21 protein-coding genes are annotated in these 20,954 nt (G+C 59.1%); 5 read left to right on the top strand and 16 right to left on the bottom strand.

The genetic code is table 11. The features are described 5' to 3' along the window. Positions 1-15 precede the first annotated feature (15 nt). The 5 genes from CK486_RS03070 to CK486_RS03050 form a co-directional block, all read right to left on the bottom strand. Positions 16-1,017: a transporter gene (locus CK486_RS03070; protein ID WP_095938800.1), complete on the bottom strand. Its 1,002-nt coding sequence runs from the start codon at positions 1,015-1,017 to the stop codon at positions 16-18. Positions 1,018-1,056: 39 nt separating this feature from the next. After that, positions 1,057-1,824, bottom strand: coding sequence for a C39 family peptidase (locus CK486_RS03065; protein WP_095938799.1), 768 nt, complete (start codon positions 1,822-1,824; stop codon positions 1,057-1,059). A gap of 80 nt (positions 1,825-1,904) precedes the next feature. After that, on the bottom strand, positions 1,905-2,336 hold the full coding sequence (locus tag CK486_RS03060) for a DUF6160 family protein (RefSeq protein WP_095938798.1): 432 nt from the start codon (positions 2,334-2,336) through the stop codon (positions 1,905-1,907). A 242-nt stretch (positions 2,337-2,578) separates the two neighbouring features. Then, positions 2,579-5,287 carry a LuxR C-terminal-related transcriptional regulator gene (locus tag CK486_RS03055; RefSeq protein ID WP_095938797.1) on the bottom strand — a complete coding sequence of 903 codons (2,709 nt, stop codon included), beginning with the start codon at positions 5,285-5,287 and terminating at the stop codon, positions 2,579-2,581. After that, positions 5,287-7,998 carry a LuxR C-terminal-related transcriptional regulator gene (locus CK486_RS03050; protein ID WP_256574346.1) on the bottom strand — a complete coding sequence of 904 codons (2,712 nt, stop codon included), beginning with the start codon at positions 7,996-7,998 and terminating at the stop codon, positions 5,287-5,289. The genes CK486_RS03055 and CK486_RS03050 overlap by 1 nt, the downstream gene beginning before the upstream one ends. A 164-nt stretch (positions 7,999-8,162) precedes the next feature. On the opposite strand from CK486_RS03050, the gene pabB reads away from it, so the two are divergent. Beyond that, a complete protein-coding gene (gene pabB / locus CK486_RS03045; RefSeq protein WP_095938795.1) occupies positions 8,163-9,509 on the top strand; it encodes an aminodeoxychorismate synthase component I in 1,347 nt (448 codons plus the stop codon). Positions 9,510-9,563: 54 nt separating this feature from the next. Here pabB and thrH read toward each other — a convergent pair whose 3' ends face one another. Next, positions 9,564-10,181 (bottom strand): bifunctional phosphoserine phosphatase/homoserine phosphotransferase ThrH, encoded by a 618-nt coding sequence (gene thrH, locus CK486_RS03040; protein ID WP_095938794.1) that lies wholly within the window; start codon positions 10,179-10,181, stop codon positions 9,564-9,566. Between the two features lie 192 nt (positions 10,182-10,373). Between thrH and CK486_RS03035 the strand changes: the two genes are divergently transcribed. Then, a complete protein-coding gene (locus CK486_RS03035; protein WP_095938793.1) occupies positions 10,374-11,108 on the top strand; it encodes a phosphoadenylyl-sulfate reductase in 735 nt (244 codons plus the stop codon). Positions 11,109-11,164: 56 nt separating this feature from the next. On the opposite strand, the gene cysB is transcribed toward CK486_RS03035, so the two are convergent. The 5 genes from cysB to CK486_RS03010 all read right to left on the bottom strand — a co-directional run bounded on the left by cysB (position 11,165) and on the right by CK486_RS03010 (position 15,043). Beyond that, positions 11,165-12,139 carry an HTH-type transcriptional regulator CysB gene (gene cysB, locus CK486_RS03030; protein ID WP_095938792.1) on the bottom strand — a complete coding sequence of 325 codons (975 nt, stop codon included), beginning with the start codon at positions 12,137-12,139 and terminating at the stop codon, positions 11,165-11,167. Between the two features lie 124 nt (positions 12,140-12,263). After that, on the bottom strand, positions 12,264-12,764 hold the full coding sequence (locus CK486_RS03025) for a universal stress protein (protein ID WP_095938791.1): 501 nt from the start codon (positions 12,762-12,764) through the stop codon (positions 12,264-12,266). A gap of 39 nt (positions 12,765-12,803) precedes the next feature. Continuing rightward, the gene (locus CK486_RS03020) at positions 12,804-13,709 is read right to left on the bottom strand and encodes a 5'-nucleotidase (RefSeq protein WP_095938790.1); all 906 of its coding nucleotides are present in this window, start codon (positions 13,707-13,709) and stop codon (positions 12,804-12,806) included. A gap of 12 nt (positions 13,710-13,721) precedes the next feature. Continuing rightward, positions 13,722-14,657, bottom strand: a complete 936-nt coding sequence (locus CK486_RS03015) for a putative 2-dehydropantoate 2-reductase (protein WP_095938789.1) — start codon at positions 14,655-14,657, stop codon at positions 13,722-13,724. Beyond that, positions 14,657-15,043 carry a thioredoxin family protein gene (locus tag CK486_RS03010; RefSeq protein WP_095938788.1) on the bottom strand — a complete coding sequence of 129 codons (387 nt, stop codon included), beginning with the start codon at positions 15,041-15,043 and terminating at the stop codon, positions 14,657-14,659. Before CK486_RS03010 ends, CK486_RS03015 begins: the two co-directional genes overlap by 1 nt. Here CK486_RS03010 and CK486_RS03005 point away from each other — a divergent pair. Next, positions 15,042-15,455 carry a PilZ domain-containing protein gene (locus CK486_RS03005; protein ID WP_095938787.1) on the top strand — a complete coding sequence of 138 codons (414 nt, stop codon included), beginning with the start codon at positions 15,042-15,044 and terminating at the stop codon, positions 15,453-15,455. The two genes, CK486_RS03010 and CK486_RS03005, sit on opposite strands and share 2 nt — an antisense overlap. Before the next feature lie 130 nt (positions 15,456-15,585). Then, the gene (locus CK486_RS03000) at positions 15,586-16,659 is read left to right on the top strand and encodes a 3-deoxy-7-phosphoheptulonate synthase (protein WP_095938786.1); all 1,074 of its coding nucleotides are present in this window, start codon (positions 15,586-15,588) and stop codon (positions 16,657-16,659) included. A 68-nt stretch (positions 16,660-16,727) separates the two neighbouring features. Here CK486_RS03000 and CK486_RS02995 read toward each other — a convergent pair whose 3' ends face one another. Both CK486_RS02995 and CK486_RS02990 read right to left on the bottom strand, forming a co-directional pair. Further along, complete coding sequence (locus CK486_RS02995; RefSeq protein ID WP_095938785.1) at positions 16,728-16,994, bottom strand: GNAT family N-acetyltransferase; 267 nt, start codon at positions 16,992-16,994, stop codon at positions 16,728-16,730. An 18-nt stretch (positions 16,995-17,012) separates the two neighbouring features. Beyond that, on the bottom strand, positions 17,013-18,281 hold the full coding sequence (locus tag CK486_RS02990; RefSeq protein ID WP_095938784.1) for a hypothetical protein: 1,269 nt from the start codon (positions 18,279-18,281) through the stop codon (positions 17,013-17,015). Positions 18,282-18,597: 316 nt separating this feature from the next. On the opposite strand from CK486_RS02990, the gene CK486_RS02985 reads away from it, so the two are divergent. Beyond that, the gene (locus CK486_RS02985; RefSeq protein ID WP_095938783.1) at positions 18,598-18,843 is read left to right on the top strand and encodes an Lpp/OprI family alanine-zipper lipoprotein; all 246 of its coding nucleotides are present in this window, start codon (positions 18,598-18,600) and stop codon (positions 18,841-18,843) included. 119 nt (positions 18,844-18,962) lie between these two features. Here the strand turns inward: CK486_RS02985 and CK486_RS02980 are convergent, their stop codons facing one another. From CK486_RS02980 to CK486_RS02970, 3 genes are all read right to left on the bottom strand, one after another. Further along, positions 18,963-19,928: a L,D-transpeptidase family protein gene (locus CK486_RS02980; RefSeq protein ID WP_095938782.1), complete on the bottom strand. Its 966-nt coding sequence runs from the start codon at positions 19,926-19,928 to the stop codon at positions 18,963-18,965. Positions 19,929-20,005: 77 nt separating this feature from the next. Beyond that, positions 20,006-20,287, bottom strand: a complete 282-nt coding sequence (locus tag CK486_RS02975; RefSeq protein ID WP_095938781.1) for a hypothetical protein — start codon at positions 20,285-20,287, stop codon at positions 20,006-20,008. 55 nt (positions 20,288-20,342) lie between these two features. Continuing rightward, the gene (locus tag CK486_RS02970) at positions 20,343-20,948 is read right to left on the bottom strand and encodes an arylesterase (RefSeq protein ID WP_095938780.1); all 606 of its coding nucleotides are present in this window, start codon (positions 20,946-20,948) and stop codon (positions 20,343-20,345) included. Positions 20,949-20,954 lie beyond the last annotated feature (6 nt).

The following is a 20,954-nucleotide window of genomic DNA, read 5'->3' as shown; positions in this document are numbered from 1 at the left end:
CTGAACCCGCGCGAGTTATTCGGCCTTGAGGCCCTTGATATCCAATGGCATGGAAACGCCCAGGAGCACGTCCGGTGAGTCCTCGGTCATACCGAAGCCTGCGTTGACGTTGATGATGTGATCGGGCGCTGTGCGCAGACCCAGCGAAAAGTTCATGATCGAACTGGTCTGCTCGGTGCCTTCCAGCTTCTGACCGTCAAACTCGTACTCGTCTGCCAGCGTATAGGCCATTTGATAGGAGGCCGACAAAGAGACGTCGTAAGAAAGGGCATAGGCAAAACCCATGCTGCCGGAAATGGTGTCGCCCGGAGTGACAGCTGTCAGGCGACGGCCACCCCGCACCTGATCGATATCGGTATCAGCAAAGTTGATGGTGTAGCCCAGCGAGCCGAACAGCACCACAGGGTCCAGCACGTAAGACACGTTGCTACCAAAGCCCAGGCTGTATATCCCGCTACCGGTAGAAAGATCCTCGCCCGGTTTGACGTCATAGGGGCCGTCACCCGTAGGCAACCCCAGCGTCGTATAGAAGGTGACAACCGGCTTGCCACGAACCGAAGCCCATGGCTGATAACGAAGACTGGCGGATACATCACCCAGGCTGTAGGCATTGATATCGCGCTCGGTATCGAACTTGGCCACCAGCGGCAGACGCACGCTGAAGGTCAGGTTATCCCAGACGCCATAGTCGAAGGTGAAGGAGTTGGTGAAGGTGTGCTGGGCCTCGCTCTGACCGATCACGCTGTAATCATTATTACCGACTTTAACCGTCTCGATCATGGTGTCGCGCACCAGCGAGTAGTCCACACCGTAGGTCAGGGTGCGCTCGCCTTTTTTCAGCAGGGTATAGCTCTGCTCGGCAGCCTGGAAAACCTCTTCCAGAGCCTTGGCGCTGTCGGCGTCGTCATCTTTCTTGCTCAGCGCCTCGCGCGCCTGGTCTACCGAACCCTCATCGGCCCAAGCAGAGTGCACTGACAGCAGCAGCAGGCCGGCGACGGCCATCCCCCTAACGTCCATTACGCGTATCCCCAGTTCTTTATTGTTATGCCGGGTCGATTATTTTCGGCGAATGTAGTGAATGTTTCCGCCCGAACCGAGCTCAGTGGCCTGGTTCTCGCTGAACTTGGTGATCTGTGGAAACTCTCTAAAAGCCAGCAGACTCACAGTGCGGTCATCAATGATCCGCAGATCCCGCTCGGACAGGGCCAGTGCATTCTGTGGCCCCTGACCTGACGGATAGATCACGAACAGGACGTTCTGATCCCAAACTTCTTCGAACCTCGTCTGGGTAAAACTGATATTGCCCAGTGAGGGATCGGCGATGAACACATGGCCATCATACACATCACGCACCACCACGAAGTGTTTGAAGCCGCCATAGTGGATAGGCACGATTGCCGGATGCTCAAGCCCCTCCAGGTCATTGAACTCCGCTTTGAAACCGCCACTCTTGTAACCCAACGCCGCGACAAAACGCTTCATATCGAGCAGCGAAAACCCCCGACGCTCCACGATCTTGTCTGCCTCGCCAAAGCGCAACAGTCCTTCCATGACCTGGCGCTCTTCAAGATTTCGCCCCAGGTAGTAATCCAGCATGGTGGTCAGCGCGGCGGAGCCACAGCTGTAGTCGTAGGCCTGACGAACCACATTGCGAAACTGCAACTGACTGAGCGGTTCCAACTGAACTCGCTCACGGTTGACTGTGGCAGAGGTATTGGTCAGCGGCTGACTGATATGCACCGCGCCTTCCGGTTGCGGCTTGGTATCGACAGCCTGGGTAAAACCAAAGACCCCGATCAGACTACCCAGCAGAATCTCCAGCATGCGTCGCCCCTACATCACTCAGAAAAAGGCCTTATCGGCTTACGCCGATAAGGCCTTCTGGGTACAGCCTAAATCAGGGATTAGTGACCCCAGATCTTGATGGTGGTACCGGCCATATTGAGGTCGTTGATGGCCAGCGAGCCAATGCTGGCAGCAGAAGCACCACCTACCTTGATCGCGCCGATGCTCATGCCACCAGTGATGGTCGGCATGGTGATCTGGATCTGATCAACCGAACCGTTGTTCACTACGTCGATCATGACCGGGTTAGCGTCAGAAATGTTGAAACCAGTCAGCGCGATGGTTTCCATGCGAATGGAGCCGCCGCCAGTGTCGGTGTCTGTGTAGGTGACCGAGCCGATGGTCTGATTGAAGTTACCGGAGATGCTGATACCAGCCTGACCGGTTACGTCGGAGAGAGCGGCGTCTTCCATGGACTTCATCTGAGCCTGAGCCATGAAGGAGGTAGACAGAACAGCAGCAGCCAGAGCCAGTTGTTTGAAGCTTTTCATTATTTTATGTCTCCAAAGTTCGCAGGTGGGGTTTCCCCGGTTACTCATGCTGACGGCCTGTCAGCATCAGCAGGACCGACTTTCGCCGATCACCACACCCGACCGGTTTTCCCTGGTCGGTCGAGCCTGGTTCCGTGAGGCGGGTTGCCTCTCGTCCTGGGACACAAACTACTTTCCTCCCCCCCACCTGCCAGCCCATCCAAGGGATGGCGAATTGCCGGGCATTTTTCCAAACACCCGCTTCAGGCCTCGCTGAGTAACCCCATGCTCTTGCCTTTGAGTACCGCCTGGGTGCGACTGCGCACGCCGAGCTTGGCAAACAGGTTATGCAGATGCCATTTGATGGTGGCCTCGGACAGGTGAACCGCCTGGGCAATATCACGATTGGACAGCCCTGCCGCGACAAACCGGAGAATCTCCCGCTCACGGTGACTGATGTCCTGATTTTCCTCAAAGGCCTCAGGATCAACAGCCAGGCGCCGGCATTGCTCGCGCAGACCTTCAGCCAGACCACTCCAGCACTGAGCCTGCAGCGGTTCAGCCTGGCTCCAAGCCTCCCACAACGGCAGCAACCACAGTGCTTCATCAAGAAACAGCCGACGGTAACCACGCGCCCAGGCTTCTTCCAGAACGGACTGGAACAGAGCGAATGCCTTGTCGCTGTTACCCTTGCGCCAGCTTGCCACTGAAAGTAACAGCGAGAGACGCAAGCGCCTATCTCGCTGGTGTTCTGCCGTTTGTTTTGCCAAACATTGTTCCAACTGAACCTGTGCTTTATCAGCACGACGCTCACTGAGCGCCAGATGCGCCTGCGCCAAAGCCAGAGAAACATGCGCATCGGGATAGCGCCCCTCTGGCAAAATCGCCAGATGACGCTCCAACTGCAGGCAGCTGCGCTCAGCCTCATTGGGCTTTCGCAGCCACAACAGAAACTGCACCTTGCAGGCGATAGCATGGGCATAGACACGCTCATAACCAGGCCCATGCAGGCCGGTGATCCACTCGTCCAACTGTTCCAGGGCCTGCTCAGCCTCACCGGCGAAGAAACGTCCACGCGCCATAACCAGCTGACCACGACTGACCAGCTCGACTGGCGTCGCGACATCACGCCATGTGGTCGCGCGTGGCAACTCCGTGAGGATTGCGGCATGGCGATCCTGCTCGTAGAGCAGATCTGCATAGGCTAGAGATAGCGGCCCGCCGACCCGACTCCGCCGGCCAAACACCCGCTCCACCCGCGCCCGAGCTGCCTCTGAAATCGAACGTCCCTTCTCCAGCTCGCCACACTCCTTGCAGATCAGCGCCTCGATCAGACTGGTTACCACATTCAGGTATTCGCTATCCGCCAACCGCAAGCAGGTGCGAGCCACGCTAATCGCCTTGCTCGCCTCACCAAACTCGCCGAGCAAGGCATATGCTGCTGCCTGCACACAGCTCAAGCTGGCACGGAAAACCGGCTGGTTTTCCGGCACCATAGCCAACCACTGACGGGCAATTTTCAGGCATGCCTCAAGCTTGTCCTGATAGAGCAGGACCAACGCCTTAAGGACCTGAGTGACAGCTAGCAGCTCGGTCATGCCATAGTGCATGGTCTTACCACGCCCCTGTAGCAAACGACCACTAAGCTCCTCGATCAGCGCCTCGGCTTCGGCAAAGCGTTGCTCGAAAGCCAACTGCCATGCATAGAAAATCTGAAACACCACATGATCGCGAATCACCTCGGCTGGCACAGACTTGAGCATGGCCAGAATCGCGTAAACCCGGTTACCAGCGACCAAACGAGCACCCTGACGCTCAAGCAACTCGGCAGCAAAGCTGTAATCACGTGCCCGCAGCGCATAACGAATCGCCCGATCGGCCAGATCATGGCCTTCACACCAGCGTGCAGCCGCATGCAGCAGGCGCCCTGCATCACCACGTTTGTTCAGGCGACTCTGAAGAAACTCAGCAAACAGATGGTGATAGCGGAACCACTCGCCATGATCATCCAGGGCGATCAGAAACAACTGATCACTCTGCAAGCGTTCCAGAAAGTCCTGACCGTCGCGCTCACCCGTCAGGGCGTTACACAGCTCGGCGTTGAACTCATCAAGTATTGAGGTTTGCTCAAGAAAGCGTTGCAGGTCGTCAGACAGGCTGTCGACAACATCCTCGGCAAGGTAATCGGCGATATTTCGTTCGGTGCCACTGAGATCCGCCAGAAACGCCGCACGATCGCTATGCCGCTGCAGCGCGAGCACCGCCAGGTGCAACGCAGTTATCCAACCCTCGGTGCGCCGATATAGCAACTCAACATCAGCTTCGGACAGCTCCTGCTGGCGCACATCCAGTAGATAGGCGCGGGTTTCGGCAAGACTCAGACGCAAATCGTCAGCCTTAAGCCAGAATGCCCACGGCTCGTCATACAAAAAGCGCGGCTTGAAACGGGTGCAGGCAATGAGGTGGATATTTTTTGGCAGACGCTCCACCAGATAACGCGCACCGCTGACGAGGCCGGGATGGCGAATGCGATGAAAGTCATCGAGAGCTACATACAGCTCGCCTTCGACCTTCTGCAAATCGGCATGGAAAGCATCGACCAGTGCCTCGAGAGGCAACGTGATTTCGCTGTGCAAGAGGTTACTGACCTGCTCGCCAAAGCCCGGCACTACACGCTCAATGGCTCCAATGAGATACAGCAACAGACGCTGCGGCTCGCTGTCGGCCTCATCGCAGGACAACCAAGCCAGACGGGCACCGGCCTGCTGCAGGCGCTGACCAAACTGATAAAGCACTGTGCTTTTGCCGAATCCGGCAGGAGCACTGAGGATCAGCAAGAGCTTGTCTCGCTGCTCGAACAGGCGATCGATCAATGCTCCTCTGATCAGCATCGGGCGCCCACCAAGCTCCGGCGGGTAAAGTTTGGTTGGCAGCAGGGGCAGGCGTTTTTTCGCGAGGATCTTCGCAGTCATTATTCAAGCAGTCCCAGTTCGCGTGCACGCCGGATCGCTTGCGTCCGATTACGCACTTTGAGCTTCTCGTAGATGTTGTGCAGGTGCCATTTCACCGTGCCGAGGGCCAAGTTCAACTGTTGGCCTATCTCCTCATTGGAGTGGCCACGCGCTGCCAGCCACACCACCTCACGCTCACGCTCGGTCAATCCTTCCTCAAGTACATCTTGAGCCTTGCTAGCGGCCTCTCCCGGCCAGATTGCCAACAGACTGCGGATAAAACCCTGCAGCGCTGGCTGACGCTCGGCTGCTTCCAACTGCTGTAGCAACTGGCGAATGGCTTCACCCTCTTCGACAAACAGACTGCGCACACCTTCGCGCTCAGCCCCAACCAGGCATTGCACAAGCAGGCTGTAGGCACGCTCCTGATAGCCCAAGCGCTGATAGCTCAATGCAGCCAGCAGATCGAGACGCAGACGCTGCAGCCCATGCCAATTGGGCAAGAGCTGGCCACGCAATTGGGTGATCTCGTGCAGGGCCTCGCTGAAATGCCCACGCGCCTGCTGCAGTCGTACCCGGATCAGTCCCTGCAACCAGAGAACGGGGTTATAGCCCTGCTGGCGATACTGCGCTGCGAGCTTGTCCCAATCGACACTCTTTAGACGCTGCTCGGCACGTTTGAGACGATCAGTAGCCGGCTCCTGCAGAATCAGAGCAATCTCATCCACCAGGGCCAACGCGTAAAAACGCCAGGACTGATTGCGCGCAGCCAGATTCTGCATGGTCAATAGAGTATTGAGGGCATCCTTGGGCCGCATCTGCATACGCTGCACACGCGCCAAGCCGAGCATGCCCTGCGCATAGATGTCGATGGGGTTGATCACATCGACATGCTTGAGAGCATGCTGCAGGCGTTCATCGAGCCCGGAATAACACCCTTGCTGGTAGTCAATCAGCGCTTCAGTGATTCCCGGCAACGCCAGCGCACTGGCCGAGCCAGCAAAGCTCGGCATAGCCTTGGCGTGCAATTGGGCGCAGAGGTCACGAGCCTGTTTGATACTGCCCTGCTCCAGCGCCAGGATCACCTCGACATTGGACAGCTGCATATCGAGGTAGCGTCCCTCGAGAAAGTGATTGCGCTGCTGCGCCAAGCCTAACAAGCGTCGCGCCTGATCCGGTTGCGCAAGCATGGTGTGAGCCAGCGCACCGATGACGAGCATGGCTACCTCGAGAAAGGCAGACTGATGCCCTAACCGAGGTTCAATCCGGCGCACCAGGTTCACGCACTGCTCAAGATCATCTTTCTGCAGCGAGATAACGGCCTTTACTGCAAGCGCTGCTACATAGCTGTCATTATTCAGCGCATCGGCTTTCCCATCACCCCATCGCGCCAGCAGCTCATCAAGCATGCGATTGGCTTCGGGCAATGCCAAGGTCGAAGCTTTATCCCAGACGTCGGCCAGAATCAGAATCGGATAACGCTCGGCAATCTCGTCTGGCACCTTCAGGCGCCAGCGATAGATGGAACTCAACTGGCCGCGGTTGATCAGTTCAAGGCCACAACCGTCAACCAGCGCGGCCAGCATTTCCGGGTCTTCGGCCAAAGCCGCATGTTCGATCGCCAGGTTCTGCATACGGTGGTTGGCGAACCACAGACAGGCATTGAAGTGCAGTTGTTTGAGTCGCTCCGGATCACGCTCACGCAGGCGCTGGCGGAGAAACTCGGCGAACAGATGATGAAAGCGATACCACTGACGCTCACGGTCTAGCGGCACCAGAAACAGCTGCAGCTGTTCCAATTGTTCCAGAAGCGCCTGACCATCCTGGCGACCACACAGGGTACTGGCCAGATCGCCACACAGCTGGCTGGGCACGCCCAGCGCCAACAGTGATTCCTGCAGATCAACCGGCAATCGCTCGAACACCCCACGAAGCAGATAGTTGCCCACGGCACTCTGATCACCACTGAGACCACGCACCTCGGCCGCCGCTTCCGGTCGATTGCGCAACCACAGGCTGGCCAGGTTGAGGCCGATCATCCACCCTTCGGTGTGGTCATACAGCTGAGCGAAAGACTCTTCGCCGAGGCTCAGACCATTACGCTCCAGATAATGCCGTGCCTCGACGGCAGACAAACGTAACTCATCCTGACCGATTTCCAGCAACTGCCCCTTGGCACGCAGAGTCGCAAGACTCATCGACGGCAGATTGCGACTGCCGATCGCCAAAGTGAAGCCCGCCGGTGCCAGCTGCACGAGACGCGTCAAGGCACCCAGGATATCGCGGTTCTGCACCAGATGAAGATCATCCAGGACCAGAAATAACGGCTGATCAAGATTGGCCAAATCGAGCAGCAGACAATCGACAACTGCCGCCACCGGCACCTGAATCACGTTCTGCAAATAGCCCAGTGCCTGCTCACCAAACCCAGGCAGGGCCAGTGCGAGACTGTCGATCAAATGCGTGAAGAAGCGCGCCGGATCATCATCCTCAGCGGCGAGAAACAACCACGCCGTTTTATCGCCTTGCTGTAGACGCTGCTCAGCGAGAGTGGCCAGCGCAGTGGTTTTGCCGAAACCGGCAGGCGCGCACAGCAAAAGCAGCCGTGCATCGGCATGTTCGGCCAGCACCCGCTGCAAACCCGGGCGGGGAACGTTATCGGCAGATACCCGCGGAGGGGTCAATTTGGAACGCAAAAGGCTGTCAACAGCCGGATCCTGAACATCGTCCACAGCCAATATCCCTGGTTCATTATGATTGTAGTGAGGGCTATCGCCGCTCTGGGATACGTTCATACTAATCAGCACCTGCCGTTCAAGTAAACCCGCAGAGAGGCTCTAGGACGAAGGCAGCCGGCAGTCTACAATCGGCATCCGCGCCTCCCTGGCCAGACCTGATGCCGACCTGTTCCGTTATTCCGCTCGCCTACCGAGCTGACCCTGCCGACTACTTCAAGCGACTCTGTCACGCAGAGGGAGCCGTGCTGCTTGATGCCGGGCGCCCAAATGCCGAGCGCGGACGCTATGACCTAATCAGCGCCTGGCCATTGGCCCAGCTGCGAATTGGCAGTGACGAATCGGCCAACGACTTTGCCGCGCGCCTGCGTGAAGCCCTCAACCGGCTTGGCCACGCAGACGTGCCGGACGGCTGTGAGCTGCCATTCGCCGGCGGCCTGATCGGCTATCTGAGTTACGACTTCGGCCGCCGGCTGGAGGCGCTACCCAGCCAGGCACAGGATGACCTCGCGCTGCCACAGGCCAGCTTCGGTCTTTATGACTGGGCGCTAATCACCGACCACCAGCAGCAACGCTGCCAGTTGGTCTGCCACCCCAGCCTGACAGACGCCCGCCGAGACAACCTGCTGCAGCTGTTGAGCAGCGATGCGCCAACCGCCTCAAGCCACTTTGCTTTGCAGGCGCCTTTTCAGGCGGGCATCAGCCAGGCGGCTTACGCCGAGGCTATCGGCCGTATTCAGGACTACATCCACAGCGGCGACTGCTACCAGGTCAACTTCGCGCAACGCTTTCAGGCCCCCTACCAGGGCAACCCCTGGCCAGCCTTTAGCCTGCTGCGTCAGGCCTGCCCGACACCCTTCTCTGCCTATCTGAGCCTGGCCGCCGATGACGCCATCGTCAGCCTGTCGCCGGAGCGCTTTCTCAAAGTCAGTCAGGGACACGTGGAAACGCGACCGATCAAGGGCACCCGACCACGCGGCAACACCGAACCAAGCGACCAGGCCAACGCGGCAGAACTGCTGAACAGCCGCAAGGATCGCGCAGAAAACCTGATGATCGTCGACCTGCTGCGCAATGACCTGGGGCGCAGCTGCGCCATTGGCTCGGTGCGGGTACCAGAACTCTTTGCTCTGGAAAGCTACCCCAACGTGCACCACCTGGTGAGTTGCGTGACCGGACAGCTGGCGCCCGGCAAGGACAGCATCGACCTGCTGCTGGGCAGCTTCCCGGGCGGCTCGATTACCGGCGCACCGAAAATCCGTGCCATGCAGATCATCGACGAACTGGAACCGACCCGCCGTTCGATCTACTGCGGCTCCCTGCTCTATCTGGATGTGCGCGGCGAGATGGACAGCTCGATCGCTATCCGAACGCTGCTGTTCAAGGACGGCCAGGTATCCTGCTGGGGCGGTGGTGGAATCGTGGCCGACTCGAACTGGCAGGCCGAATACCAGGAGTCGCTGACCAAGGTCGATGTGCTGCTGCGCACCCTGGAACAGACGCTCTGAGCGTGACCACAACAAAAAAGGCCCGCATTCGCGGGCCTTTTTTATGACTCAGCCTTACAGGCTGAGGTTGCGTACCGAGGCCTTGAGGAACTCTTTCTTGAGATCCTCATAGGTGTGTACAGCCGGGAATTGCGGGAACTCGCGAATCACGTTATCCGGGGCATGGAACAGGATGCCGGCATGGGCCTCGCTGAGCATGGTGGTGTCGTTGTACGAGTCGCCGGCAGCGATCACACGGTAGTAGAGGCTCTTGAAAGCAATGACCGACTGACGCTTGGGATCCTTCTGGCGCAGCTGATAATCCACCACACGATCGGTCTCGTCGGTGATCAGCTTGTGGCACAGCAGGGTCGGGAAGCCCAGCTGACGCATCAGCGGCTGGGAGAACTCGTAGAAGGTGTCGGACAGGATCACCACCTGGAAACGCTCGCGCAGCCAGTCAACAAATTCAACGGCGCCTTCCAGGGGTTTCAGGGTTGCGATCACATCCTGAATATCCTTCAGCTTCAGACCATGCTCATCCAGAATGCGCAGGCGCTGCTTCATCAGCACGTCGTAATCGGGGATGTCGCGAGTGGTCGCCTTCAGCGCATCGATACCAGTTTTCTCGGCAAATGCGATCCAGATTTCCGGGACCAGCACGCCTTCCAGGTCGAGACAGGCGATTTCCACAGGCGACTCCTTGAACAAGGTGATGAAAGAAGGCGGCACTCTAGCGACTCGCCTGCCGCAGTGCAACGCGTGCCTTATACCCAAAGCACAAGGTCACCGTTAGCTATCGTTATTTAGGAATATAAAGCGGCTTTGCTAACATCGCCGCCACGAAAGCGCCGCGCACAGGCGCCAGTGATAAGGAACCGCCTGATGAGCCAACCCTTCAATGCCGCCGAGCTGGCTGCCAGTTACGCCAACAAGTCACCACAAGACATTCTCAAACTGGCCTTCGAGCACTTCGGCGACGAGCTGTGGATCTCCTTCAGCGGCGCCGAAGACGTGGTGCTGGTCGACATGGCCTGGAAGCTGAACAAGAACGTCAAGGTGTTCAGCCTGGATACCGGTCGTCTGCATCCGGAGACCTACCGCTTCATCGAGCAGGTCCGCGAGCACTACGGCATCGCCATTGAAGTGCTGTCGCCTGAAGCCGCAGCTGTCGAAGCACTGGTCAAGGACAAGGGCCTGTTCAGCTTCTACAAGGATGGCCACGGCGAGTGCTGCGGCGTGCGCAAGATTGCCCCACTCAAGCGCAAGCTGGCGACCGTCAAGGCCTGGGCCACGGGTCAGCGCCGCGACCAGAGCCCCGGTACCCGCAGCCAGGTAGCCGGACTTGAACTGGACGCAGCCTTCTCCACGCCTGAACGTCCTCTGTACAAGTTCAATCCGCTGGCGCAGATGAGCAGCGAGGAAGTCTGGGGCTACATCCGCATGTTGGAGCTGCCGTACAACCCCCTGCACGAGCGCGGCTTCATCAGCATCGGCTGCGAGCCCTGCACCCGTCCGGTACTGCCTAACCAGCATGAGCGCGAAGGCCGCTGGTGGTGGGAGGAAGCCACACACAAGGAGTGCGGCCTGCACGCCGGCAACCTGATCAGCAAAGGCTGATCAGCGGCCATGAAAAAGCCCGGCCTAGGCCGGGCTTTTTGTTGCGCAGAAGAAACTCAGTAAACCGGCAGCTCGACGCCATCGAACAGCTCATCCAGCTCTGCCTTGTTATGGCATTGCAGCGCCTTGGCCACCCGCTCGCGGGTCAGGTGCGGGGCAAACTTCTCGATGAAGTCATGCATGAAGCCACGCAGGAAGGTACCGCGACGGAAACCGATCTTGGTCACACTGGACTCGAACAGCTCGCTGGCATCGAGCATCACCAGATCGCTGTCGAGTTTGGGATCAACCGCCATGTGCGCCACGATGCCGACGCCCAGCCCCAGTCGGACATAGGTCTTGATCACGTCCGCGTCGGCGGCGGTAAACACCACCTTCGGGGTCAGGCCGCGATGACTGAAGGCATCATCGAGCTTCGAGCGCCCGGTAAAGCCAAATACATAGGTCACCAGCGGCTGATCAGCCAGCGCCTCCAGGGTCAGCTTCGGCAATTTGGTCAGCGGATGGCCCTGCGGCACGATCACGCAACGATTCCAGCGATAGCAGGGCATCATCACCAGATCACCGAAGAGCTCCAGCGCTTCGGTGGCAATGGCGAAGTCCACGGTGCCATCGGCAGCCATCTCGGCAATCTGCATCGGCGTACCCTGATGCATGTGCAGAGACACTTCTGGGTACTGCTTGATGAAGCTGCTGATCACCGGCGGGAGTGCATAGCGTGCCTGGGTGTGGGTGGTGGCAATCGAGAGGGTGCCCTTCTTCTCGTTGGAGAACTCCTGGGCAATCTGCTTGATGCTCTCGACCTTGCGCAGAATCTCGCCGGCGGTGGTGATGATGCGCTCGCCCGCCGGGGTAATGCGGGTCAGGTGCTTGCCGCTGCGGGCAAAGACTTCAACACCCAGCTCGTCTTCAAGCAGGCGAATCTGCTTGCTGATCCCCGGTTGCGAGGTATACAGGCTCTGCGCCGTCGCCGAGACGTTCAGATCATGGTGCGCGACTTCCCAGATGTAGCGCAGCTGCTGCAGTTTCATGACTCTCCCTCGGAGCGGCGGCCCGCTCCCGTCAACAACGACCTTTGTTATAACCATATTAATGGTTTAACCAGTAAAGCTAGTCGCTTTTTTTTATTCTGCTTGCCGTCCGTCCGACGATCTATCAGAAATCTCCCCGCCCACGGTGCTGCAGCATCGGCACCAGATATACCGGCACCTCGGCCAGCTGCAGCAAACGCAGGGCCGTGCGCCCCAGCGGGGCATCCCAGGCGGTGCCATGACTGTGGCTCCCGACCACCACCAGCTCGACACCCAGCCGATTGGCCTCATCGAGAATGACCTGCGGCGGATCGCCCTGCACCACCTGCAGGGAAGCAATCAGCTGCATGTCCTGACCGGCGTCCTGCATTTCCTCGCGAAAACTTTCCAGTACGCGCTGACGAATGCTTTCCAGCACGACCTGCATGCCCTTCTCGCGCAACTCGCGCAAACGCGTTTCCTCGACATAGGTCTGCAATACCGATTCGGCAAACAGGCTCAGCGGCTCCACGGCATGCACCACATGCAACTGGGCGCCGAATGACCTCGCCAGACTCAGTGCGTGCTGCAGGACGTAGGGCGAATACAGACCCAGATCAGTGGCATACAGAATCGACTGCACCATGTGACTTCCTCAACTACCAACGTGGCCTCTACAGGGTAGTCAGCCCTGCTCGCTATTGCTGATGCCATGGGGAACATGACCCGTCGGCACAACCCCGCGCGCCTTCTCACAATGGCCCAATTGATCATCGAAAAACACGTCGGCAGCAAAAGCCTCGAGGAACCCCGATTTATCCAGGCCACCGAGAAACAGCGACTCATCCAGACGGATATCCCAATCGCGCAGGGTGCGGATCACCCGCTCATGGGCAGGCGCGGAACGCGCAGTAACCAATGCCGTGCGAATCGGACAGGCCTCAGCCGGAAAGGCCTGCTGCAACCGGTTCAGTGCCGCAAGGAAAGGCTTGAACGGCCCGCCCGCCAGCGGCTGATGGGCCGCCTGACGCTCACTGCGCTGAAAGGCATCCAGCCCGCTCTGCTGGTAAACCCGCTCGGACTCATCGGAAAACAGTACGGCATCACCATCGAAGGCAATGCGCAGTTCACCGCTGTCGGCCCGGCGACTGCCACCGGAGAGGATGGTCGCCGCAGCAAACCCCGCCGCCAGCGCGTTGCGCACATCTTCGGCATGGGTCGAGAGAAACAGATGGCAGCCAAACGCCGCCAGGTAGGGATAGGGACTGCGCCCACCCACGAATGCCGCGCGGGAGATGGGAAGGCCATGCTGCTGGATGGAATTGAACGCGCGCAGCCCCGTATCGGCGCTGTTGCGCGACACCAGGATCACCTCGGTACGCGCCTCACCACCCGGCGGGTTGAGCGCCAGCAGCTTCTGCACCAGCGGAAAAGCTTCGCCGGGCTGCAGGCACTCGTCCTCATGGTCGATCTGATACTGCCGGTAAGCCTCGATACCCTGCGTTTCATAGACCCAGTGACTGGCACTCAAGTCGAACAAGGCGCTTGAAGAAATGGCCACCACCAGTTTGTCGCCCAATCCCTTGGCCATGCTCAGGCTCCTTCAGGGCGTTTCGAGGAAACGCAGGCATTGCAGCAGCATGCGCGTCTGCGGCATGCACACGCCCGCGGCGGCTGCCACGGCCAGCGGTGCGGCATAAACCGCGTCGAGCTCCATCACCCGACCCAGTTGCCGGTCGTGATACATACTCGGCAGATAATCCGGCATACGGTCGGTTGCCAGAAGCAGCTTGTCCGCCAATCCCTCCGGCAAGGCATGGCCACAGGCGGCGGCTGCGCTGATCACTTCTTCCATCAAGCTGGCAATCAGTGCACGGCTATCGGACTGCTGCATCATGGCTGCAGTACCGCTGTTGAGCAGCACGGAAAGCCCGTTGTAAGGCACGTTCCACACCAGCTTCTGCCAACGCGCCTGTGCCAGATTGGCGACCGGATTGGCATCAATCTCAGCCTGACGCAGCAGCGCCACGCCTTCAGCCAGAACAGCATCACCATCGCCGGGCCCCGAGTGATAGCCCAGATTGATGCCACCATAGGCCTGATGCACGATCTGCCCGGCGGCAGCTCGGTGCACGCAGATGAAACACAGGCCACCCAGCAGATGCAGGGAGTCCGGGAGCAGCGGACGCAGCGTCTCTTCCACAGCCAGTCCATTCTGCAGCAACACCACCTTGGCACCGGGTGCGGCAATCTGCACCAGCAGCGGGGCCAGCTCGGCATTACTGGTGGTCTTGGCGCCCACCAGCAGCCAGTCGCACGCCGGCATGCTGGCCGCATCGGCATAGACCTGCAGGTTGCTCAGATGCAGCTGGCCATGTACGACACTGTCGAGTCGCAGGCCCTGTTCAGCGACAACGGCGTAGTCGCTGCGCAGGAGAAAATGGACATCCAGACCGGCACGGGCCAGCAGCATGCCGTAATAACCGCCAATCGCCCCGGCACCAATAATGCCGATCCGCGGCGAGCGTTGTTCAACCATCAGGGGAGCTCCTCGGCTGGCTGTTGCCACTGCACGGCCAGCGCCTTGACCAGCGAGTCGCCACGCAGAGCTGCGCGCACCTCGCCAAAAAAATGACCATCACGCACCAGAAACAGAGCTGGCAGATGGAAAACCTCGTAACGACTGACCAATCCCTGACTCTCGCCGGCATCGATCCAGATCAATCGCTGAACGGGCAGTGTCTGTTTAGGCAGCCACTGCTCCAGAAAGCGGCAACTGGCACAACCCATGCTGGTAAAGATCACCAGCGAGGCGCCCGGCAGATCCAGTAACTGGCGATCGGCATCCAGATCGGACAGCCGCAGATTTGCCACTATACTGACATCACCGCCTTGCGTTTGTCGGCACTCGGAGTACGCCGCCATGCGTCAATACCTGCGTCACCCTACAGAAATGCCGGTGGAGCTGATTGCCCGAAAGCAACAGGTGCACCAGCAGCTCAACAATATCAGCCTCGGTGGGGTTGCCTGCAACTCGCAGCGCAACTTCAAGCGCGGTCTCTGGGTGGAGCTTCACGTGCCGCTGCTCGGCAGCGAAGCCCACTACAGCGGTGTGGTTGCCTGGTGCCGCAAGCGTGCCGGCGACTATCTGGTAGGCATTGCCTTCACCGATGAGGACAACCTGTTCCGCGCGCGCATGGTCGAGCAGGTCTGTCAGATCGAATGCTATCGCCTGCAACGCGAAGCCGAAGTCGGCCACAGCCTGCCGATAGAAGAGGTCGCGCGCGACTGGATTGCCTTGCACGGTGCCACCTTTGCGGCATCCGGCCACGCCTGAAGCCCGCCCTGCCCATTGTTTCCGCCCGCCCGACGCGCTAAGGTTCGGCCTTCCCCGCAGCGCCCGTCGTGCTGTGCTCCGCCGCGCGGGGAGGCTGGCGGCCGGCATCCGTGACCTGATGAGTACCCCGATGGCTGATTTACCGATTGACGACCTTAACGTTGCCTCGAATGAAACCCTGATCACCCCCGAGCAACTTAAGCGCGAAATCCCCCTGAGCGATGCAGCGCTCAAGACCGTTGCCCATGGCCGCCAGGTCGTTCGTGACATCCTTGATGGCAAGGATCACCGCCTGTTCGTGGTGATCGGCCCCTGCTCGATCCATGATGTCAAGGCCGCCAAAGAGTATGCCGAGCGTCTCAAGGTACTGGCCGCCGAGGTGTCCGATACCCTGTTTCTGGTCATGCGCGTGTACTTCGAAAAGCCACGCACCACGGTCGGCTGGAAGGGTCTGATCAACGACCCGTACCTGGATGATTCCTTCAAGATTCAGGATGGCCTGCACATTGGCCGCCAACTGCTGCGCGACCTGGCCGAGATGGGCCTGCCGACGGCCACCGAAGCCCTGGATCCGATTTCCCCGCAGTACCTGCAGGACCTGATCAGTTGGTCCGCGATCGGCGCTCGCACAACCGAGTCCCAGACTCACCGCGAGATGGCCTCCGGCCTGTCTTCGGCCGTGGGCTTCAAGAACGGCACCGACGGCAGCCTGACAGTCGCCATCAACGCACTGCAATCGGTTTCCAGTCCGCACCGTTTCCTCGGCATCAATCAGCTGGGCGGCGTATCCATCGTCACCACCAAGGGCAACCCCTACGGCCACGTGGTTCTGCGCGGCGGCAATGGCAAGCCGAACTATGACTCGGTCAGTATCGCGCTCTGCGAGCAGGAGCTGAGCAAAGCCAAGATCAAGGCCAACATCATGGTCGACTGCAGCCACGCCAATTCCAACAAGGATCCGGCGCTGCAGCCTCTGGTGATGGACAACGTTGCCAACCAGATTCTCGAAGGCAACAACTCGATCGTCGGCCTGATGGTGGAAAGCCACCTCGGCTGGGGCAGCCAGCCCATTCCGAAGGATCTGTGCCAACTGCAATATGGTGTTTCGATCACCGACGCCTGCATCGACTGGGAAGCTACCGAGAAGAGCGTGCGCAGCATGCACGCCAAGCTCAAGGACGTACTGCCCAAGCGCCAGCGTTGAGTTTCCCGCAGACACAAAAAAGCCGGGCAATTGCCCGGCTTTTTTGTGTCTGCGATTCAACCCGAAGACTAGCGCTCGCGCCGCTGCATGTAGCGCTCGACATAGGAACACGACGGAATGACGCTGTAGCCCATGCGCTCGGCGTAATCGAGTGCATGCTCGGTCAGGTGCGCCGCGATGCCCCGTCCACGTAAATCACTAGGGACGAAGGTGCGATAGAAATCCAGGGTCTGCTTGCCCAAGTCCATGTAGGCCAGATAGGCACGATGACCATCCACCACCAGCGCAAACTGATGTTTGATCACATCGTGCTCAATGGGCAGGCTCTGCTTCATCGCGCCTCACACCTCCACTCAGAAATTCACACGAACCTTGTCGATCTTATCCAGCCGCAAGAACATCTCCGCACTGCCCGCCCCAAACTGGACCGTGAGGTAAGCCCTGCTGTTCTCCACCTTGTGCAGAATGCCTTGATAATAGGTGCCATCATAGGTCAGAAACTGCAAGCGCTTACCGGTGTATTGTGCCAACTGCTCCACCGGCACGAAGTCATACTGGGTCGAGTTTTCGCGAGACGACTGTGACTCCTCCGCCACGATCTTCTCCAGCGCCCCCATCTCGCGGACCTGCCCCGGCTCGACCCAGCTAAAGCCCAATGGCTGCACAGACTCCTGATTGATCAGCAGCACCGGGTTGACCATCTGCAGCACATCCTTGGCCTCGAAGAACTGCAGACCATCCCAGGCCATGCCTTCGGTTGGATTGATTTCCAGGCGAAGTGATTGCGGATCCTTGAGGTAGCGGGCATAGGCATCCAGCACTGGTTGATCAAGGCCTACACGCTGACTGCGCAGCACCGCATCAAACTTGTCCAGCGAGGTCTTCTGGTACTCCGCCTCGCTCTGCCCCAGCTTGCCCGCGCAGAAAGCCTGAACCTTGCGCAGGTACTGGTTGTCATTCATCTCGACAGTCATAGAGGAGATACGCGGCGGGTTCATCCGCAGATCACCCGGATTATCCGAGACGTTGATCAGCGCCATGCTAAGGCGCGTTTCCAGCATATCGCGTGTATCGGCACGCAGATTGAAGGTCAGCTTCTGCGCTCCTGGATCAAGTCGATAGGAAAATTCGGCATCGGTTTCCAGGGTGCGATAGCCCATATCCAGCAACTCGACCGTACCGATGTGCTTGATTTTGCCGCAATTGACCTCGCTCATGGCAGTAAACACGCTGCGTTCGGCGGGCGTGTCGTAGAGAGCCTGCATAAACGGGCCGTGCACCTCTAGAGCTATCCCCTTGAGATCGATGGCCATCTGTTCGGGGAACTTGCCCTGCTCCAGTCGCTCCTTGAAGCGCAGCAACTCGCCGAGCCCATTGAACTTGAGCTGAGCATGTTCGATGGTGATGCTGTCACCAGCCATCGGGACCCGAACTTCCAGCCCCTCCAGCCCCACGCGACCATCAAAGGAGGACGTAACGCCTTCGTATGTAACTTCAGCAAACGGCTGCAGACTATCGGCTGCCTCGTCCATGATGTTGCGTACCGACCACCAGAGCGACAGTTTGATCAGCAGCGCTAAGGCTATTACCGCCAATACCAGCCATTTGATTATCTTGGACATTGATGCCTTCCCTGCAGGTGTATGCAACATCTTGGAAAAACCAAGCGTATCAGGCGCAAGCAGCTGCATCCATGCCTGGACGCCCCCATCGACTACAAGTCTTTACGCCTTGCACAAACTTTGCTCACCTTGTCTATTTATTGAACAACCGAGCCCCAACACACTCACAAAGTCACCACACAACGCAAAAAAAAACAGCATGTCGTTACTGCTGTTGGTTTACTTACGACAACTAACGGGTACTATGTAGGCCGGCAAATTTCCCAGCCTTGGGGAATTGCTTTTTATGGAAAAAGTCCACCTTAAGGGGAAACCAATGAACAACGTTCTGAAATTCTCTGCTCTGGCCCTGGCCGCTGCTCTGGCTACCGGCTGTGCTTCCAGCGAAACCGAAGCCCGTCTGACCGCTGTTGAAGACTCCGCTGCCCGCGCTCAAGCTCGTGCTGACGAAGCCTACAACAAGGCCGACGAAGCTCTGGCCGCTGCTCAGAAAGCCCAGCAGACCGCTGACGAGGCTAACGAGCGCGCTCTGCGCATGCTGGAAAAAGCCAGCCGCAAGTAATAGCCTCTCAGGCTATCTTGTGAAACCGACCCAGCAATGGGTCGGTTTTTTTATGCCTGACACTTTTTGCCAGACATGAAAAAACCCGCACAAGGCGGGCTTTTTCACTTACGACGCGATCAGTGCAGCGGCGTTTCGGTGCTGGCCATCGCCTCATGCGGCGCGGCGATCTGAACCGGCAGACCGTCTTCGGCGGTGACCACCTCACGAACACGATCCCAGTCCATCTGTACCTGCTGCACCAGATCCTCACGCTTGAGCAGGGCATTGACCACGGCGGCATTCTTGTCCACCGCCGAGACCTGAGCCTCAGGCGCATCGGTCAGCGGAGCATGGGCTTCCAGATAGATCTTGCCGCCACTTACACCGAACTTGTACGGCTCGTTGATGATGCGCACCTTGGTGCCCACCGGCGCCATCTTGGCCAGTTCCAGCACATTGTTGTTGAGCATGCGGAAACAGCCGTGGCTGACGCGCATGCCGATCCCGAACTTCTTGTTCGAGCCGTGGATCAGGTAGCCAGGTGTGCCCAGAGTGAACTTGAACGGACCCAGCGGGTTATTAGGCCCCGGCGGCACGTAGGCCGGTAGCGGATCACCATCGGCAGCATGCTCGGCACGAATCGAGGCAGGCGGCGACCAACCTGGATTTGGGGTTTTCCCAGTGATGGTTGTGGTCGCGATCGGCGAACCCCAGCCCTCACGGCCAATGCCCAGTGGGAAGGTATGCACCACATTCTTGCCTTTCGGGAAGTAGTACATGCGGTACTCGGCGAGGTTGATCACAATGCCCTCACGCGGTCCCGGCGGCAGGATATAGCGGGTCGGCAGAATGATTTCGGTGCCAGCACCCGGCAGCCAGGCGTCCACACCCGGGTTGGCAGCGACCATTTCCAGGTAGCCCAGATCATTGGCCGTGGCGATATCGGCGAAGGTGTCTTCGTACTTGGCTTGAATGACACGGACTTCACCGACGACATCCTCGCCAGGGGGCGGCAGGGGCAGTTCCAGAGCAACGGCCTGGCCAGCCAGACACAAACCGGCGACCGACAGGCCACGGGCGACGGCAGATACGCACGACAACATCCGAAAGTCCTTGATTAGCAATAGTTGAGAAAAAAGATGCGGAATTGTACACCAGGCCCACCCAGACCGGGGAGGCCTCAGTCGTCGCCCCAGGGCAGGCGCTGGCCGGCCTTTTGCGCGCGCAGGACACGCTCACACTCGACACACAGACGACGATCGCGCAGGTCGCCCCGCGTTAGCGGCAACAGCTGGGGTTGCGCCGGTAGCAGGCCACCACAGAGCGTACGGTCGGCGTAGCCGCCAAGCTCAAGCTGACGCGCAAGCAGATGCACACGCACTTCCCGGCAGGCAAACAGGTCCAGCTGTTCGTCAGGCTCGATCAGCTGATAGGCATGCAGGGACCAGACAAAGCGCGGCATCGAAGGCTCCGGAGAAGGTGCGCCACCTTAGCCGAAAGGCCTGGCGCGGAAAAGCCTAGAGTCGCGCCTCGAGCAAGGGCCAGATGTTATCCAGAAGGCGCGGCTGAGCAGCAGCCGTGGGATGGATACCGTCAGCCTGCATCAGGCCAGGCACACCGCCCACACCCTCAAGGAAAAAGGGCAGTAACGGCACCTGATGGGTTACGGCCAGTTGCTCATAGACTCCGGCAAAACCCTCGGTGTAGCGTTTACCGTAATTGGGGGGCAGGCGCATGCCCAGCAGCAGCACCCGAGCGCCACTGGATTTGCTTGCCGCAATCATGTTCGCAAGATTCTGTTGCAATTGCGCCAGCGGGGTGCCGCGCAAGCCATCATTGCCCCCCAGCTCGATCATCACCAGTGCCGGCCGATGCTCTGCAAGCAGCGCTGGCAGGCGGGCCAGACCGCCTGCACTGGTGTCACCACTGATCGACGCGTTGACGACCTGAATACGCTTGCCCTGCTGATCGAGGCGCTTTTGCAACAGGGCCACCCAGCCCTGGGTCGTATCCAGGCCAAAAGCGGCGCTGATACTATCGCCCACCACCAGCCAGACTTCAGCACGCAGCGGCGCCGCCAGTAACAACAGAGCGAGGCCGATCCAGCGCAGGCGCAGCAACATCGAGAA

The organism is Pseudomonas sp. HAR-UPW-AIA-41 (assembly GCF_002304225.1).
Classification (GTDB): domain Bacteria; phylum Pseudomonadota; class Gammaproteobacteria; order Pseudomonadales; family Pseudomonadaceae; genus Aquipseudomonas.
The sequence above is the reverse complement of the archived record's forward strand: the minus strand, read 5'-3'. Positions and strand labels throughout refer to the sequence as shown.

Bases quoted from the DNA above. Each gene is read 5' to 3' on its own strand.
- CK486_RS03070 (WP_095938800.1), bottom strand. From the start codon at position 1,017: ATGGACGTTAGGGGGATGGCCGTCGCCGGCCTGCTGCTGCTGTCAGTG.
- CK486_RS03015 (WP_095938789.1), bottom strand. From the start codon at position 14,657: ATGGTTGAACAACGCTCGCCGCGGATCGGCATTATTGGTGCCGGGGCG.
- CK486_RS02995 (WP_095938785.1), bottom strand. From the start codon at position 16,994: ATGAAGCAGAGCCTGCCCATTGAGCACGATGTGATCAAACATCAGTTT.
- CK486_RS02985 (WP_095938783.1), top strand. From the start codon at position 18,598: ATGAACAACGTTCTGAAATTCTCTGCTCTGGCCCTGGCCGCTGCTCTG.
- cysB (WP_095938792.1), bottom strand. From the start codon at position 12,139: ATGAAACTGCAGCAGCTGCGCTACATCTGGGAAGTCGCGCACCATGAT.
- CK486_RS02990 (WP_095938784.1), bottom strand. From the start codon at position 18,281: ATGTCCAAGATAATCAAATGGCTGGTATTGGCGGTAATAGCCTTAGCG.
- CK486_RS03060 (WP_095938798.1), bottom strand. From the start codon at position 2,336: ATGAAAAGCTTCAAACAACTGGCTCTGGCTGCTGCTGTTCTGTCTACC.
- CK486_RS03035 (WP_095938793.1), top strand. From the start codon at position 10,374: ATGAGCCAACCCTTCAATGCCGCCGAGCTGGCTGCCAGTTACGCCAAC.
- CK486_RS02975 (WP_095938781.1), bottom strand. From the start codon at position 20,287: ATGCCGCGCTTTGTCTGGTCCCTGCATGCCTATCAGCTGATCGAGCCT.
- CK486_RS03055 (WP_095938797.1), bottom strand. From the start codon at position 5,287: ATGACTGCGAAGATCCTCGCGAAAAAACGCCTGCCCCTGCTGCCAACC.
- CK486_RS03065 (WP_095938799.1), bottom strand. From the start codon at position 1,824: ATGCTGGAGATTCTGCTGGGTAGTCTGATCGGGGTCTTTGGTTTTACC.
- CK486_RS03020 (WP_095938790.1), bottom strand. From the start codon at position 13,709: ATGGCCAAGGGATTGGGCGACAAACTGGTGGTGGCCATTTCTTCAAGC.
- CK486_RS03005 (WP_095938787.1), top strand. From the start codon at position 15,042: ATGCGTCAATACCTGCGTCACCCTACAGAAATGCCGGTGGAGCTGATT.
- CK486_RS02970 (WP_095938780.1), bottom strand. From the start codon at position 20,948: ATGTTGCTGCGCCTGCGCTGGATCGGCCTCGCTCTGTTGTTACTGGCG.
- CK486_RS02980 (WP_095938782.1), bottom strand. From the start codon at position 19,928: ATGTTGTCGTGCGTATCTGCCGTCGCCCGTGGCCTGTCGGTCGCCGGT.
- CK486_RS03000 (WP_095938786.1), top strand. From the start codon at position 15,586: ATGGCTGATTTACCGATTGACGACCTTAACGTTGCCTCGAATGAAACC.
- CK486_RS03010 (WP_095938788.1), bottom strand. From the start codon at position 15,043: ATGGCGGCGTACTCCGAGTGCCGACAAACGCAAGGCGGTGATGTCAGT.
- pabB (WP_095938795.1), top strand. From the start codon at position 8,163: ATGCCGACCTGTTCCGTTATTCCGCTCGCCTACCGAGCTGACCCTGCC.
- CK486_RS03025 (WP_095938791.1), bottom strand. From the start codon at position 12,764: ATGGTGCAGTCGATTCTGTATGCCACTGATCTGGGTCTGTATTCGCCC.